This is a genomic window from Streptomyces sp. NPDC050422 (assembly GCF_044458665.1).
Taxonomy (GTDB): Bacteria; Actinomycetota; Actinomycetes; order Streptomycetales; family Streptomycetaceae; genus Streptomyces.
In genome coordinates, this window is record NZ_JBITIE010000012.1 from 264,325 (window position 1) to 277,581 (window position 13,257).

The window sequence follows — 13,257 nt, forward strand, 5'->3', positions numbered from 1 at the left end:
AGAACCTGGGCGAGCCGGATGCCCGGCGCCTGTACACCAACCGGCTCGTCGACACCGTGCTGCTGCGGAAGTTCGGCGGCGTTCACATGGCGGTCGGGAGCTGAGCGGCAGCGTGGCTCGCTCGCTCGTCCTCCCGGGGCCCCGGGGTGCGGACGGCTGCGGGAACGCGGACATCCCGCCCGCCCACCCGCACCCGCCCTCGCAGATCAGGCACCGGCAACGCGTCACACGTCGGTACCGGCCTCACGGGGAGCGGCAGGTACGGCGGTGAGGAGCGCGGTGATCTCCCGGGTGAGGTCCGGGCCGAGCTCGCCCCAGCCGTCCTTGTAGCCGTAGACGCCCGCCAGGGTGCGGGCGTCGTAGTCGCCGTTCATGATCTCGATGTCGCCGGTGGTGATGAGCGCCGGGTGGGCGACGCCGACCGCGCCCGAGATCTTCAGCAGTTCCTTGCGCAGGGTGCGCAGGTAGACAGCGGCCCGCGTGGCCTTCGAAGGTGCGTCGACGCCGCGCACCAGCCACGGGTCCTGGGTGGCGATGCCGGTGGGGCACTTGTCGGTGTGGCACTTCTGCGCCTGGATGCAGCCGATGGACAGCATCGCCTCACGGGCGACGTTGATCATGTCGACACCCAGGGCGAACGCGACGACGGCGTTCTCGGGCAGCCCGAGCTTGCCGGAACCGATGAAGGTGATGTCGTCGGTCAGACCCCGCTCGGCGAACGTGCCGTAGACGCGGGAGAAGCCCATCCGGAACGGCAGCGACACCGAGTCGGAGAAGATCAGCGGAGCCGCCCCGGTGCCGCCCTCACCTCCGTCGACGGTCACGAAGTCGACCCCGCGATCACCCCGCGCCATCAGCGTGGCCAGCTCCTCCCAGAAGCTCATCTCCCCGACAGCGCTCTTGATCCCGACCGGCAGACCGGTCGCGGTGGCGAGCATCTCGACGAAGTCGAGCATCGAGTCGACGTCGTGGAACGCGGTGTGCCGAGAGGGCGAGGCACAGTCCTCGCCGACCGGGATGCCGCGGATTCCGGCGATCTCGGGGGTCACCTTCGCGCCCGGCAGCAGCCCACCGAGCCCCGGCTTCGCGCCCTGCGAGAGCTTGATCTCTATCGCCTTGACCGGGGCGCCCGCGACCACGTCCATGAGCTTGTCGAGGCTGAAGGAGCCGTCCTCGTTGCGGCAGCCGAAGTACGACGTCCCGATCTGAAGGATGAGGTCACCGCCGTTGCGGTGGTACGGCGAGAGGCCGCCCTCGCCCGTGTTCTGCATCGCGCCGGCCAGCGCCGCGCCCTTGTTGAGCGCCGTGACGGCCGGGCCGGACAGGGATCCGAAGCTCATCGCCGAGATGTTCACGACGCTCGCCGGCCGGAACGCCTTGGCGCGCCCGCGCGGGCCGCCCAGCACCTTGGCCGAGGGCAGCGGGCTCTGCGGGTCGTGCAGATCCGGCAATGCGCCGGCGAACGTCCGCTGCTTCACGTACGCGTGCCCCTGCACGTGCTCGACGTCCATGTCCGTGCCGAACCCGAAGTAGTTGTTCTCCTCCTTCGCCGACGCGTAGATCCAGGTGCGCTGGTCACGGCTGAACGGGCGCTCTTCCTCGTTGGACGTCACGACGTACTGCCGCAGCTCCGGCCCGATCCTCTCCAGCAGGTACCGGGCGTGTCCGACCACGGGGAAGTTTCTGAGCAGTGCGTGCTTCTTCTGGAGGAGGTCGCGGGCGGCCACCAGGGCCACTGCTGCTGCGGCTGCCGCACCGATGTTCCGAGCGCGCATGAACGTTCCTCTCGTCGACTGCTCTGTACCCGACGCCATCGCTGAGCGGCGGACGTCGTGGCGTTGCGCGGCGGACGAGGTCAGGGAGGAACCGGGGTCCGACGACGGAACGCCACTTGATGCTAGGAGTCCCGCGGACGGGCGGACGCGGCAGGGTGCGTGAGTGAGCGGCGTGCGGCGTGACGTCGCTGGTCACGGCGCCGGGCTGCGCGGCGCGAGGTGTGGTCGTCGAAGCCGGGCGCCACGGATCGGCCCGTCCCCGGGCCCCGTACATGATGAAGGGCCGATCCGCTTGCGCGAATCGGCCCTTCATCATTCAGGGTGAGTAACGGGACTCGAACCCGCGACATCCTGGACCACAACCAGGTGCTCTACCGTCTGAGCTATACCCACCATGTCCGGGCGTTTCCGACCGGCCGAGAAAAAGTGTACAGGGTCTGGGAGGGTGCTCGCGCCCCCATTGATTCGCCGCCGGTCCCGGCCCCCGAAAGGGCCGTGACCAGCGGCTTTCCCAAGGACCTAGGCCGAGGGCTGCGACAGGCGCGCAGCGATCGACTTCGCGCGCTCGGAGTCCGGCCCCGGCTGGGGGACGAAGACCGCCTCGCGGTAGTACCGCATCTCCGTGATGGAGTCGCGGATGTCGGCGAGCGCCCGGTGGTTGCCGTTCTTGTCCGGGCTGTTGAAGTACGCCCTCGGGAACCAGCGGCGGGCCAGCTCCTTGACCGAGGAGACATCGACGATCCGGTAGTGGAGGTAGCCCTCCAGCGTCGGCATGTCCCGCGACAGGAAGCCGCGGTCCGTACCGACCGAGTTCCCGCAGAGCGGGGCCTTGCCGGGTTCCTTCACGTGCTCGCGGATGTAGGCCATGACCTTCTCCTCGGCGTCGGCCAGGGTGGTGCCCCCGGCCAGCTCGTCGAGCAGGCCCGAGGTGGTGTGCATCTGCCGCACCACCTCGGGCATGGTCTCCAGCGCCGCGTCCGGCGGGCGGATCACGATGTCCACCCCTTCGCCGAGCACGTTCAACTCCGAGTCGGTGACCAGTGCGGCCACCTCGATGAGTGCGTCTTCCGTCAACGAGAGCCCGGTCATCTCGCAGTCGATCCACACCATGCGGTCGTTCATGCGCCCCACCCTACGGGGCGCTCCGCTGTCCCGGCAGGGCCGGGCGGCCCGCGGCGTACGCCTCGGACCCCGGTTTCCCCTGCTCCCCGCGGCCCGCTTCGGCCGCGGACGGACCCGCCGGAGCGGGCGCCGGGGCGCGACGGCTCGCGGTGGTGCCCTGCGAGGGCACCACCGGCTCGGACGCCGTGACGACCTGCTCCGGACCACCGCCCTGCGGACGGCGGGCCCGGTAGGCGGCCCGGTACGCGGCAGGCGAGGAGCCCAGCTGGCGCCGGAAGTGCCCGCGCAGCGCGACCGGCGAGCGGAAGCCGCAGCGGCCCGCGACCTCGTCGACCGAGTAGTCGGACGTCTCCAGCAGCCGCTGCGCCTGCAGCACCCGCTGGGTGATCAGCCACTGGAGCGGTGCGCTGCCCGTGAGCGAGCGGAATCTCCGGTCGAAGGTCCGCCGGCTCATGTAGGCGCGCGCGGCCAGCGTCTCCACGTCGAACTGCTCGTGCAGGTGCTCCAGCGCCCAGGCCACGACCTCCGCGAGCGGGTCGGAGCCGATTTCCTCAGGTAAAGACCTGTCGAGATAGCGCTCCTGACCGCCACTGCGCCGCGGCGGCACGACGAGCCGGCGGGCCAGTGCCCCGGCGGCCTCCGTGCCGTGGTCCGAGCGGACTATGTGGAGACAGAGGTCGATCCCGGCCGCCGTCCCGGCGGAGGTGAGCACGTCGCCGTCGTCGACGAAGAGCTCACGCGGATCGACGTGCACCGACGGATAGCGCTTGGCCAGCGTCGGTGCGTACATCCAGTGCGTGGTGGCCGGGCGGCCGTCCAGCAGCCCGGCGGCGGCGAGCACGAACGCCCCCGTGCACAGCCCCACGATGCGTGCGCCCTCCTCGTGGGCACGGCGCAGCGCGTCGAGCGCCTCCACGGGCGGCGGTGAGGTGATCGAGCGCCAGGCGGGCACCACGACGGTGCCGGCCCTGCTGATCGCCTCCAGCCCGTAGGGCGCGGTCAGTTCGAGTCCACCCGTGGTGCGCAGCGGTCCTTCTTCGCCGCTGCACACGAGCAACCGGTAACGCGGAACTCCCGCGTCCTGGCGGTCGATCCCGAACACCGAGAGCGGAATGGAGCTCTCGAAGATGGGGCCACCGCTGAACAGCAGCACGGCGACGACCTCACGGCGTCGACGCCCGCTCAGCTTCCGTACAGCCTCCGTTGCGGTGGCGGAGTCCTGGCTCATGACGCTAAGCCCCCCTCGGTGTTCGCGTCTTTCTGGTCCTTACGGGCCTGTCGCACCTGCACATGTCCCCTCGGTCGTGCACGAGTCCCCAGCCTTCGACACCCAAGATCGAATCTACTGCGTCCCGTGGTGCCGTCGTGACAAGTTCACCAACCGGCTTTATGTCGACAAGGCAACCTGGCGGGAAGCATTCGATCACGAAGCGTTTCACTCGTGAGTCGTGCAGGGAAGTGCGCCTGGTGTTCATGGCCCGTCCCCATGGGGTGGAAGCGTACCGCTCGGTCTCTTCCTGCCTGCTGGCAAGGGGGTTGATCGGCCAATTCGACAAGGAATCGACTGAGCCCTGAAGTTGGCTGAAAATATACGGTCGCGTGTGCGGAAATCAGTCGTTCTACCGGCGCACGACCCGGGAGGTGCGGTCACTCCTGTGCGCCCCCTCGGCCGGACGGGAGGCCGGAGGGGAGGTCGGGAGGGGGCCGGACGGGAGTCCTCGCGGGCGGCCTCCCCGGCCGACCGGCGGAGCGGAACCCGGCAGGTCACGGTGACGGCGGCCAGGCCGAGCGCGAGGGTCGCGGCGCCGCCGGCGGAGCCGCCGTGGGCCAGGAGGGCGACCGGAACCAGCAGGCAGCCGAAGGCCGGCCGGCGGACCACATCGGTTGCCGGCTGCGCGGCGGGTTCCGGATGGGCCGGCGGGGCGGGTGTGGGCACGGGATGCTCCCTGGGGCGGCTCGGGTGGTGCCAGGGCCTTTCGTTTGGATCATGCCGGGCTCGCGGGGTCCGGCATGATCCAAACGAAAGGCCCTAGCCGGTACGGAACGGCCGACGGACCCCGCGCCGGGTGTGCGGGGGTCACGGACACGTGGCTGACGGGCCGCGCCCCGCCCGGTCACCGGAGGGGCATCCGGTGCCTGCGACGTCGGTGTACCGCGCAACCGGCATTGCCATACGGGGCGGTCTCGGGCATGCTCCGTGGAACGTCGCACGCGCTTTGCGCGGGTCTGGGCAGTGGAGGAGTGGCGCCGTACCCTTGGGGGTAGGGGGTTGGGAAGACGATTCCCGGACACCGCAAACCGCCCACTGACGCAGCTTCCCCACGTCGCTCTCCTCACGAGGACTCTCTTCGCCGAGACACCGATGGCCGGTCACGAAATCCCCGAACCCGCGGACCGCAAGCAGGTAGCCGACCCTCGGTCGGACCAGCAGGCGGCCGAAGACGCACGCCATTCGTGCGATCCCGCCTTCCGGCACGGTGTCGTCGTCGGCTTCGACGGCTCGACCTCCAGTGAGCGGGCCCTCGCCTATGCCATCGGCATGGCCCGGCGGACCGGCTCCGGCCTGATCATCGTCCACGTCGCCAACCGGCTGCCGACCACGGTCTGGGCGGGCTGCGAGCCGCCCGTCTTCGTGGACGTCCCCGATCACCGCACCGAGGTCCTCGGCCTGGAGCTCGCCTGCGCGGACTACCTCTCCGAGGTGCCGTGGGTGCTCGTCGAGCGCGGCGGGGACATCTGCCACGAGCTGGAGGAGGTCGGGCGGGAGTACTCGGCCGACGCGATCGTCGTGGGCTCCACGCACGGGATCGTCGGCCGGATCTTCGGCTCGGTGGCGGGCCGGCTGGCGCGCCGGGCGCAGCGCCCGGTCGTCGTCATCCCGTAGGCCCCGCCGCACCTCGCGTCCTGCCCGTTTCGGCCCGTGTCGCGGTCCGTTTCCCGGCCCGTATCCGTAGGGGCCCACCTTCGGCATCCGTATCCGTGATGCCTGTTCCGCCCGTCCGCCCGTCCGTTCCGCCGCCTCGGACGGCCACGGGCGGTCTGTTTCGGGCCGGTTCTGTCCCCAGCGGTGATCAACTTCGGCTGGCGGCCGGTCTCCTTCCGTCCGGATCGAGCGGACGTGGCGTCAACTCGACTACGGAAACAGCGGAAATGGCGAAGCTACCGGTCCGTAGATGTGGATTGTGCGTTTGTGAAGGGTACATAAGCGTCACGGGAAACAGCACGATCGCATGTGAAGGGAGCCCGCCGTGGACAACGACGTCTCTGCGGGAAACACCAGCACCTCCACCCTCGGTCATCTCGCCCTGGGACTCACGCTGTTGGCATTCGGGATCGGTCATACCGGGGCCGTGGACGGGGTGACGGCAGCCGATGCCGTCTCGCTCGCGCTCTATGTCGGCGGTATCGCCCTGTTCGTCGCCGGGCTTCTGGAGTTCCGCGCGGGCAACGGCTTCACCGGCACCGCATTCGCCGGACTGGGCGCCTTCTGGTTCACCTGGGGCACCGGTGCCGACGCCCGGGTCTCGGACCACGCGGCAGGGCTCTTCCTGCTGCTCTGGGCCCTGTTCGCGCTCACGCTGACCCTCGGGGCGTCGGGGCGCGGTCTGCTCGGGCAGGGGACGTACGGACTGCTGTTCGTGGCGCTCCTGCTGCTGGGCGTGGGGCAGTTCGCGGACAGCGGCTTCCTGGGCAAGGCGGGCGGCTGGTTCGCCGCGGTGGCCGGCCTCGCCGCCTGGTACGGAGCGACCGCGGCACTGGCCCACTGGCCGACATCGGTACCGAAGCGTGCTGCCGGCCGGGGAGTGACGGCCACCGGCTGAGGCGGCGGCCCGGGCCGGTCCGGGGCGGCACCGGCCCGCACGGAGGAGCGGCCCCGCACCCACGGAGACGTGGGTGCGGGGCCGCTCCCGGCGTCCGGGGGCGCGACTACTCGACGGTGACGGACTTCGCCAGGTTGCGCGGCTTGTCGATGTCCCGGCCCATGGCCAGCGCCGTGTGGTAGGCGAGCAGTTGCAGTGGGATGCCCATCAGGATGGGGTCCAGCTCGTTCTCGTTCTTCGGGACGAGAATGGTGTGGTCGGCCTTCTCCTGCTCGCGGTGGGCCACGGCGAGGATGCGGCCACTGCGGGCCTTGATCTCCTCCAGGGCCGCGCGGTTCTTCTCCAGCAGGTCGTCGTCCGGGACGATCGCGACCGTGGGGAGCGCCGGCTCGATGAGCGCCAGCGGGCCGTGCTTCAGCTCCGAGGCGGGGTAGGCCTCGGCGTGGATGTACGAGATCTCCTTGAGCTTCAGGGAGGCCTCCAGCGCGACGGGGTAGCCCCGGACACGGCCGATGAACATCATCGACTGCGCGCCCGCGTACTCCTCGGCCAGCTTCTTGATCTCGTCCTCCGACTCGAGGATCTGACCGATCTGCTCGGGCAGCTTGCGCAGCCCCTCGATGATCCGCTTGCCGTCGGAGACCGACAGGTCGCGGATGCGGCCCAGGTGCAGGGCGAGCAGCGCGAAGGCGACCACGGTGTTGGTGAAGCACTTGGTGGAGACGACGCAGACCTCGGGGCCCGCGTGGACGTACATGCCGCCGTCGGCCTCGCGGGCGATCGCCGAGCCGACGACGTTCACGACGCCGAGGACGCGGGCGCCCTTGCGCTTGAGCTCCTGGACCGCGGCGAGCACGTCGTACGTCTCACCGGACTGGGAGACGGCGACGTACAGAGTGTCGGGGTCCACGACCGGGTTGCGGTAGCGGAACTCGGACGCGGGCTCGGCGTCCGCGGGGATGCGGGCCAGCTCCTCGATGAGGCCGGCGCCGATCATGCCCGCGTGGTACGAGGTGCCGCAGCCCAGGATCTTGATGCGGCGGACCCCGCGGGCCTCGCGGGCGTCCAGGTTCAGGCCGCCCAGGTGCACAGTGGAGAAGCGGTCGTCGATGCGGCCGCGCAGCACGCGGTCCACGGCGTCGGCCTGCTCGGAGATCTCCTTGTGCATGTACGTGTCGTGGCCGCCCATGTCGTACGACTCGGCCTCCCACTCCACCGTGGTGGGCGTGGCCGTCGTGGTCGAGCCCTCGGTGGTGTACGTACGGAAGTCGTCGGCCTTGAGGGTGGCCATCTCGCCGTCGTCCAGGGTGACGATCTGGCGGGTGTGCGCGACGAGGGCCGCGACGTCGGAGGCGACGAACATCTCCTTCTCGCCGATGCCGAGCACGACCGGGGAGCCGTTGCGGGCGACGACGATGCGGTCGTTGAAGTCGGCGTGCATGACGGCGATGCCGTACGTGCCCTCGACGGACTTCAGCGCCTCGCGGACCTTCTCCTCCAGGGAGACGGCCTGCGAGCGGGAGATCAGGTGGACCAGCACCTCGGTGTCGGTCTCGGAGAGGAAGACGACGCCGTCGGCGACGAGCTTCGCGCGGAGCTCGGAGGCGTTGTCGATGATGCCGTTGTGGACGACGGCGACCTTGTTGTCGGCGTCCATGTGGGGGTGGGCGTTCTCGTCGCTCGGTGCGCCGTGGGTGGCCCAGCGGGTGTGGGCGATGCCGGTGGTGCCGGTGAAGCGCTTGGGCACCCGGGACTCCAGCTCGCGGACCCGGCCCTTGGCCTTGACCATCTTCAGCGCGGCGGGCTTGCCGGCCGCCGGCTTGCCGGTGATGACGATGCCCGCGGAGTCGTAACCCCGGTACTCCAGCCGCTGCAGACCTTCCAGCAGCAGCGGGGCCACATCACGCTTTCCGATATAACCGACGATTCCGCACATAGAGCCTCTGCCCTCCATCGACGTACGTACAGGTCCAAGCAAGTAAGTGGGTGCCCGGCCGCGGACCGGACTGACGTTCTGCCGGTCTCAGCCGTAGACGATGCGGCGCAGCTGGCGGAGCGAGAGCTCCGGCGGCGCGACCGCCCGGTGCGGCAGCTCGGCCGAGATCCGTTCGAAGATCTCCGTGTTGACCAGCCCGCCCGACTGCAGTTCGCGGTGGCGACGGCGGACGAAGACGTCGGTCGTCTCGTCGAAGTAGGCGAGTACGTCGAGGATCACCCGGGCTGCCTCACCGCGTGGGAGGGCGGTGCTGCGCATCAGGTGGTCAATGAGGTCGTCGTACGACGAGCGGCGTTCGAGCACTCGTCGATATTGCGGCGGAAGGAGCTCGGGCGCAACAATCCTGCCCGATATCGGGCACAGATGTGGTCAAGTGGCGCTCATTTTTCCGTTCTGGGTGATTCCTGAGCTCCCGCACCAACACATGCGGGCCCGGACCGGCCGTGCGGAAGGGCCCCGGGGCCGACGGGATGAATTCGGCCAGAGGCCCCGGAAGGTCGGCCACGTTCAGCCGCGGGCGATGCGGGGAAGTGGTCTACACCTTGACCATCCGTGAGGCACGCGGTACGCATGGCGACGGTGCGAATGGTCAGGAGATCCAGGTGTGACCCAGTAGAAAGGGACCCGGCTGTGAGACTGCACACGACGCAGCGCAGTGCTCTTCCCCGTGCTCTACCCCGTCTTCTCGGCTCGCTGCTTCTCGTCACGGCGGCCGGTATCTCCACGGCCTGCGCGGCCCCCACGGCGTCCGCGGTGGGCAGCAGCCCCGCCGCGTCGGCGCCCCGGCCGCTGGGCCAGGTCGTGCCCGCCCCCGCCTCCGTGAGACCGGGCGGATCCCCGTACTCCATCACCGGCTCCACCAGGATCCGCGTCGACGGCTCGTCCGGCGAGGCCCGCAAGATCGGCGAGTACCTGGCGGGCGTGCTGCGCCCCTCCACCGGGTACTCCCTGCCGGTCACGGACCGGGCCGGCCACGACGGCATCCGGCTCCGGCTCGGCTCCCGCGACAGCGAACTGGGCGCCGAGGGCTACACCCTCACGTCGGGGCACGGCTCCGTCACCATCACCGCCCGCAAGCCCGCAGGGCTCTTCCACGGCGTCCAGACGCTGCGTCAGCTCCTGCCCGCCCAGGTGGAGCGCGACAGCCGCCAGAAGGGGCCGTGGAAGGTCGCCGGCGGCAGCATCACCGACGTGCCGCGCTACGCCTACCGGGGAGCGATGCTCGACGTCTCGCGGCACTTCTTCTCGGTCGACGAGGTCAAGCGCTACATCGACCAGATCGCGCTGTACAAGATGAACACCTTCCACCTGCACCTCTCCGACGACCAGGGCTGGCGCCTGGCCATCGACTCCTGGCCGAAGCTGGCCACGTACGGCGGCTCCACGGAGGTCGGCGGCGGTCCCGGCGGCTACTACACCAAGAGCCAGTACAAGGAGCTCGTGCGGTACGCGGCCTCCCGCCACCTGGAACTGGTGCCCGAGATCGACATGCCCGGCCACACCAACGCGGCCCTCGCCTCGTACGCGGAGCTGAACTGCGACGGCGTCGCCCCGCCGCTCTACACCGGGATCAAGGTCGGCTTCAGCTCGCTGTGCGCCGCCAAGGACGTCACGTACAAGTTCATCGACGACGTCATCGGTGAACTGGCCGAGCTGACCCCCGGCCGCTACATCCACATCGGCGGTGACGAGGCGCACTCCACCAGCCACGAGGACTACGCCAAGATCATGGAGCGGGCGCAGGCCGTCGTCGGGAAGTACGGCAAGACCGTGATGGGCTGGCACCAGCTCACCGGGGCCGAGCCGGTCAAGGGTGCCGTCGCCCAGTACTGGGGGTACGACAAGACGAGCGCCGCGGACCGGCAGCAGGTGGTGGACGCGGCGAAGAACGGCACCAAGCTCGTGCTGTCACCGGCGGACCGGGTGTACCTCGACATGAAGTACAACGAGCAGACCGTGCTGGGCCTGAAGTGGGCCGGCCTGGTCGAGGTGCAGCGCAGTTACGACTGGGACCCGGCGACCTACCTCACCGGCGCCCCGGCGGACGCGGTGCTCGGGGTCGAGGCGCCGATCTGGGCGGAGACGCTGACCGACAGCGACGACATCGACGCGATGGCGTTCCCGCGGCTGCCCGGGGCGGCGGAGCTGGGCTGGTCCCCGGCCGAGACGCACGACTGGGACACGTACAAGGTGCGCCTCGCGGCGCTCGGGCCGCGGTTCACCGCGCTGGGGATCGACTACTACCGGTCGCCCCAGGTGCCGTGGCCGGCGGAGCCGGCAGCGGCGGGGTGAGCGGTGGGTCCGGCCGGCGGTTGGGGACGTCCTCAATCGCCGGACGGGCTCGGTTTGCGGGGCCAGGCCGGCGGAAGGCGTCCTCAATCGCCGGACGGGCTGTCAAAGATGTCCTCAATCGCCGGACGGGCTTGGGGCGCTGGGCGGGTCTGAGGTGCTGGACGGGCCGGAGGTGCCGGGCGGGTCTGAGGTGCTGGACGGGCCGGAGGTGCCGGGCGGGTCTGAGGTGCTGGACGGGCCGGAGGTGCCGGGCGGGTCTGAGGTGCTGGACGGGCCGGAGGTGCTGGGCGGGCCGGAGGTGCCAGGCGGGCCTGAGGTGCTGGACGGGCTCAGTCCGTCGCCGGGGTGGCTTCCGCCGCCTCGCGGAGCTGCTCCTCGCTCAGGCCGCGGCGCCAGTAGCCGACGAACGTCACCCGCTTGCGGTCGAAGCCGCGCTCGCGCACCAGGTGCCGTCGCATGGCGCGCACCTTCGCCGCCTCGCCCGCGATCCAGACGTACGGGGTTCCCTCGGGCAGTTCCGTCGCGCGCACGGCCTCCACGGCGTCCGGCGCGTCCTCGTCCCGCACCAGCCAGCTGATCCGGGCGTCGGCCGCGGTGTCGACCGCCTGGCGGTCCTCGCTGTGCGGGACCTCCAGCCAGACCCGGGCCCGCAGGTGGGCCGGCAGCCATTCCAGGGCGGCCGTCGCGGCGGGCAGCGCCGTCTCGTCGGCCCAGACCAGCACCCAGTCGGTGTCCTGGGGCGGGCGGAAACGGACGGCGGTGTTGTCCTCGACAGCCGGTCCCAGCGCCTTCAACACGTCACCGGGGGAGGCCGCGGCGGCCCAGCGGCAGGCCGGACCGCCGTCCTCGTGGAGCGCGAAATCGATGTCGGCCTCGGTGGCCGAACCGCCTTCCGTACGACGCTGCGCGCGAACCGTGTACGAGCGCAGCACCGCCCGCTCCTCGGCCGGAAGGGCCCGCCAGGGGCCGAACCAGTTGCCCTCGTTATCGACCGGAACGACTGGTTCCGGCTGTCCGGGGTGCGGAAGGAACAGCGACAGGCTCTGATCGCGGCCCCCGGAGGCGAACCCGTCCAGCCCCGGCCCGCCGAACGTGACCCGGTGCATGGACGGCCCCAGCCGCCGGGTGCGCAGGACGGTCAGCCGGAACAGCCGGAAGGGCTCGACGTCGGACACGGCGGTGGCGGTCGTCATGGTCAGGCGGTCTTCTTCGCGTCCTCGATGGCCTTCGCGAGGTCCTCGAGGATCGGCGCGCACTTGTCGTAGCTGTAGATCGGCTCGGTGGTACGCGGGACGACCTGGCCGGCCTTGACGGCGGGCAGCTGCGCCCAGGTCGGCTTGGAGGTGAGGGCGTCGGGCTGCAGGGCCGAGGAGCGGTTGTCCATCATGATGATGTCGGCCTCGTACTTGTCGACGTTCTCCCAGCTCAGCTCCTCGAAGAAGCCCGCCGCGTCCACCTTCGGCTCGACGAACTTCACGCCGAGCTCCTGGAAGTACAGGGTGTCGGCGGACGTCTTGGCGAGCGAGACGTAGAACAGGTCCTGGCTGGCCGAGCCGACCATCACCCTGATGTTCGGCTTGGACTTCGCGGCGGCGCGCAGCCGGGCCGCGGCCTTCTCGAAGCGGGCCTTCGCGTCGGTGACCGTCTTGGCCTTCACATCGGCGCCGAGCGAGGCGGCGAGGTCCTCGTGGCGCTGGATCGCCTTGGGGATCGTGGTCTGGGCAGCCCACAGGGCGACGCTCGGGGCGAGCTTCAGGATCTTGTCCTTGGACGCGTCCGGCACGTACCAGAGGGCGTCCTTCTCCCACATCGCGGTGACGAGCAGGTCCGGGCCGAGGGCCGCGTACTTCTCGACGTTGAACTCGCCCCAGACGTTGCCGAGTATCTCGACCTTGCTGATGTCCAGGTCGCCCGCCTGCACGTCGGCCTTGCCGTCCTTCGTCTTCGTCGGGCCGAAGACGGCCTTGACCTCGACGCCGTAGTCGTGGAGCGCGGCGGCGACACCGGTGAAAGCGACGATGTTCTTCGGGACGGACTTGGCCTCGGCGGTCTGCCCGCGGTCGTCCTTGAAGCTCCACGGCCCGGCGTCGGCGCCCTTGGAACCGGCGGAACCGGAGTCCTTCGAGTCACTGTCACCGCAGGCCGCCAGCACGGCACCCAGGCCGACTGCGCCGCCCATGGCCAGCAGGCCGCGGCGGGTGGGACGGGACACTCGGGCAGTGCGCATGACGGAATCCGCTTTCGTACGAGC

The 13,257-nt window shown here is 70.4% G+C and carries 10 protein-coding genes and 1 tRNA gene; 3 read left to right on the forward strand and 8 right to left on the reverse strand.

The features are described from left to right. Positions 1-224: 224 nt before the first annotated feature. The 4 genes from ACIBJG_RS21110 to ACIBJG_RS21125 form a co-directional block, all read right to left on the reverse strand. Positions 225-1,775, reverse strand: a complete 1,551-nt coding sequence (locus tag ACIBJG_RS21110) for an FMN-binding glutamate synthase family protein (RefSeq protein ID WP_399309292.1) — start codon at positions 1,773-1,775, stop codon at positions 225-227. Between the two features lie 320 nt (positions 1,776-2,095). Then, positions 2,096-2,168 (reverse strand) — tRNA-His (locus ACIBJG_RS21115). 126 nt (positions 2,169-2,294) lie between these two features. After that, positions 2,295-2,897: an oligoribonuclease gene (gene orn, locus ACIBJG_RS21120; RefSeq protein ID WP_399309294.1), complete on the reverse strand. Its 603-nt coding sequence runs from the start codon at positions 2,895-2,897 to the stop codon at positions 2,295-2,297. Positions 2,898-2,907: 10 nt separating this feature from the next. After that, the gene (locus ACIBJG_RS21125; RefSeq protein ID WP_399309296.1) at positions 2,908-4,125 is read right to left on the reverse strand and encodes a helix-turn-helix domain-containing protein; all 1,218 of its coding nucleotides are present in this window, start codon (positions 4,123-4,125) and stop codon (positions 2,908-2,910) included. A 1,134-nt stretch (positions 4,126-5,259) separates the two neighbouring features. Here ACIBJG_RS21125 and ACIBJG_RS21130 point away from each other — a divergent pair. Then, the gene (locus ACIBJG_RS21130) at positions 5,260-5,781 is read left to right on the forward strand and encodes a universal stress protein (protein WP_326662001.1); all 522 of its coding nucleotides are present in this window, start codon (positions 5,260-5,262) and stop codon (positions 5,779-5,781) included. A gap of 364 nt (positions 5,782-6,145) precedes the next feature. Continuing rightward, on the forward strand, positions 6,146-6,718 hold the full coding sequence (locus ACIBJG_RS21135; RefSeq protein ID WP_399309298.1) for an acetate uptake transporter: 573 nt from the start codon (positions 6,146-6,148) through the stop codon (positions 6,716-6,718). 106 nt (positions 6,719-6,824) lie between these two features. Here ACIBJG_RS21135 and glmS read toward each other — a convergent pair whose 3' ends face one another. Beyond that, entirely contained in the window at positions 6,825-8,654 is a 1,830-nt protein-coding gene (gene glmS, locus ACIBJG_RS21140) for a glutamine--fructose-6-phosphate transaminase (isomerizing) (protein WP_399309300.1), read from the reverse strand. Positions 8,655-8,741: 87 nt separating this feature from the next. Further along, positions 8,742-9,017: a hypothetical protein gene (locus tag ACIBJG_RS21145; RefSeq protein ID WP_359082476.1), complete on the reverse strand. Its 276-nt coding sequence runs from the start codon at positions 9,015-9,017 to the stop codon at positions 8,742-8,744. Positions 9,018-9,344: 327 nt separating this feature from the next. Here ACIBJG_RS21145 and ACIBJG_RS21150 point away from each other — a divergent pair, with 327 nt between their 5' ends. Next, entirely contained in the window at positions 9,345-11,006 is a 1,662-nt protein-coding gene (locus ACIBJG_RS21150) for a beta-N-acetylhexosaminidase (protein ID WP_399309303.1), read from the forward strand. Between the two features lie 329 nt (positions 11,007-11,335). Here the strand turns inward: ACIBJG_RS21150 and ACIBJG_RS21155 are convergent, their stop codons facing one another. Both ACIBJG_RS21155 and ACIBJG_RS21160 read right to left on the reverse strand, forming a co-directional pair. Continuing rightward, positions 11,336-12,199, reverse strand: coding sequence for a siderophore-interacting protein (locus tag ACIBJG_RS21155; protein ID WP_399309305.1), 864 nt, complete (start codon positions 12,197-12,199; stop codon positions 11,336-11,338). Between the two features lie 2 nt (positions 12,200-12,201). Further along, positions 12,202-13,233, reverse strand: coding sequence for an ABC transporter substrate-binding protein (locus ACIBJG_RS21160; RefSeq protein WP_399309306.1), 1,032 nt, complete (start codon positions 13,231-13,233; stop codon positions 12,202-12,204). Positions 13,234-13,257 lie beyond the last annotated feature (24 nt).